The 2,651-nt window shown below is 27.5% G+C and carries 3 protein-coding genes; all 3 read left to right on the forward strand.

Annotated elements, in window-relative coordinates; genetic code table 4:
* Positions 1-110 precede the first annotated feature (110 nt).
* Genes BST80_RS04945 through BST80_RS04955 form a run of 3 tightly spaced genes read left to right on the forward strand, consistent with a single transcriptional unit; the run spans position 111 to position 2,374 of the window.
* Positions 111-566: an FAD-dependent oxidoreductase gene (locus BST80_RS04945; RefSeq protein ID WP_415746229.1), complete on the forward strand. Its 456-nt coding sequence runs from the start codon at positions 111-113 to the stop codon at positions 564-566.
* Between the two features lie 59 nt (positions 567-625).
* Positions 626-2,044: an NADP-dependent glyceraldehyde-3-phosphate dehydrogenase gene (locus BST80_RS04950; RefSeq protein ID WP_415746227.1), complete on the forward strand. Its 1,419-nt coding sequence runs from the start codon at positions 626-628 to the stop codon at positions 2,042-2,044.
* A 57-nt stretch (positions 2,045-2,101) separates the two neighbouring features.
* Entirely contained in the window at positions 2,102-2,374 is a 273-nt protein-coding gene (locus BST80_RS04955; RefSeq protein WP_415746228.1) for a hypothetical protein, read from the forward strand.
* Positions 2,375-2,651: the final 277 nt, after the last annotated feature.

Consider the following 2,651-nt stretch of genomic DNA (forward strand, 5'->3'; position numbering starts at 1 on the left):
GTATCTTTTTAAAAATATTTACAATTATTTTAATAGGTTATGCAAGAAGTCTATTATATAATTTAGTTGGTTTTCAAACTAATTTGAAGTTTCCATAGCAGCAACGCCTTATTAGTATGATTCCAGGTTTAGCAAATGCTCAGATTGTACGATATGGTGTTATTCATAAGAATAATTTTATTAATTCTCCAATTTTATTAAATCAATTTTTACAAGTAAAAAAACATCAGAATTTATTTTTTGCTGGTCAAATTATTGGCGTTGAAGGATATGTTGAATCAACAGCCACAGGAATTATTAGTGCCCTAAATATTGCAAGATTATTAAATAATGACCCAATGTTAACATTTCCACCCGAAACAATGATGGGCGCATTAGTGAATTATATTATTAATGCTTCAAAAACTAATTTTCAGTCAATGAAAGCAAATTTTGGCATTATCCCTCCCTTTGAACAACATTTTAAAAGTAAAAATGAAAAATATTTAGCATATAGTGAACGTGCGTTAACAACATTAAAACATTTTATTATAAACAATAATTTAAATGTGGAAAGTATCTTTTAATAATTTTAAAAAAGCATAAAATATAAATAGAATAATGTAGAAAGAAACGAGGCGGTAAAATGAATTTGGAATTGAATGCATTAATTAATGGTGAATTAATCAATAATAGGGATTGATTAGAAATAATTTCACCAATTAATAATAAGCCATATGGTCGTGTTCCAGCTCTAAAAGAAAAAGAAATAAATGAAGCGTTTAAGTGGGCTCGACAGTCACAAAAAGAATGAGCAAATTTAGCTTTATTTGAACGAATTAGTTATTTGCAAAAATGAGCAAAATTATTAGAAAGTCATAAGACAGAGCTTGCGAAAATTATGGCCCATGAAATTGGAAAAAGTTTAAAAGATGGTCAAGTTGAAGTAGAACGTAGTATTGAATATATTGATTACACAATTGAAGAAGCAAAACGAGTTTTTCCAGAAACATTAACTGGGGATGGTTGAAATATTAAAAATAAATTAGGGATTTTTTCTCGTGTTCCAAAAGGTGTTATTTTGGCAATTTCACCATTTAATTATCCTGTTAATTTAAGTATTGCAAAAATTGTACCAAGTTTAGTTGTTGGTAATACTGTTGTTTTTAAACCGGCAACAAATGGCAGTTTAACTGGGTTATATATGGCAAAATTAGCTTTTGAAGTTGGTTTTCCGAAAGGTGTTTTTAATGTTGTAACTGGTCGTGGACGTGATATTGGAGATTTATTAGTTTTAAATCCTGAAATTGATGTTATTTCATTTACTGGGTCAGTTGCTGTTGGCAATCATATTCGCAAATTAGGACATGGAAAAGACTTAGTATTAGAATTAGGAGGAAAAGATCCAGCTTTAGTATTAAAAGATGCTGATTTAACAAAAGCAGTAAAAGAAATTGTTGCTGGTGCTTATGCATATTCTGGACAACGTTGTACGGCTATTAAGCGAGTATTAGTAGATGAAACAATTGCTGATGAACTAGTAAAATTATTAAAAATAGAAGTTAGCAAGTTAGAAGCAGGTTCGCCATTAGATAATAAAGCTATTATTCCTGTCATTGATTTAAAAGCTGCAGATTTTTTACAAGGTTTAATTGATGATGCTTTAGTAAAAAAAGCAACATTAATACTTGGTAATCAACGAAAAGATAATTTAATTAGTGCAACTTTAATTGACCATGTTACCTCAGAAATGCGATTAGCATGAGAAGAACCATTTGGTCCAGTCTTACCAATTATTCGTTGTAAGAATGTTGAAGAAATGATTACTTTAGCAAATAAATCAAATTTTAAATTGCAAGCATGTATTTTTACAAAAGATATTAATGCAGCATTTAATATTGCTAATGAATTAGAAACAGGAACGGTTAATATTAATGGTCGTACTCAACGAGGACCTGATTCATTCCCGTTTTTAGGAATTCATGATTCTGGACAAGGAGTTCAAGGGATTCGTGAAACAATTAATTCAGTGACACGTTTTAAAGGATTAGTAATTAATTATTAAAACTAATCTTTTTTAGTTTTATGATATATTATAATTATAAGTAAGTGAAAGTAAAAAATGGAAAATAAAGTAGAGCAAATGTCTTTGCGTGAAGAAAAAATTGAACAAACTTTGAATGAACTAATGTCAACAATTCAAGCAATTAATTTAGATCTTACTGAATTACAAGAACGAGCAAGTTTACAAACGAATGCTGTTCTTGATGAATATGATACTATTGGTGAGCAAATTGCCAATATTGCTAAGGAAATTAATGATTTAGAATATAAGTTTGATATTACCGAAATTTCACTATATTTAATTTTTTTTAGATTTAAAATTATCATTTAATATTTTAAAAAATAAGTTAGAAGTAACAAAATATTTAATACAACTTTTTCAAATATATTAGACTTCTTGCATAACCTAGTTATTTTAAAATTCCTATAAAATATATTTAAAATAGAAATTATAGGAATCTAAAATTATGAAATTTGATAAATTTGATTTTATTAATGATAAAGAATTATTCCGATTAACAGGAATAAAACAAGCCACTTTTAATAAAATGTTAGATATTTTAAAGGTTGCTGAAATAGAAAAATTTAAAAAAGGTGGCAAAGCTAAC

The sequence above is a fragment of the Spiroplasma sp. Moj genome, from assembly GCF_016082285.1.
Classification (GTDB): domain Bacteria; phylum Bacillota_I; class Bacilli_A; order Mycoplasmatales; family Mycoplasmataceae; genus Spiroplasma; species Spiroplasma phoeniceum.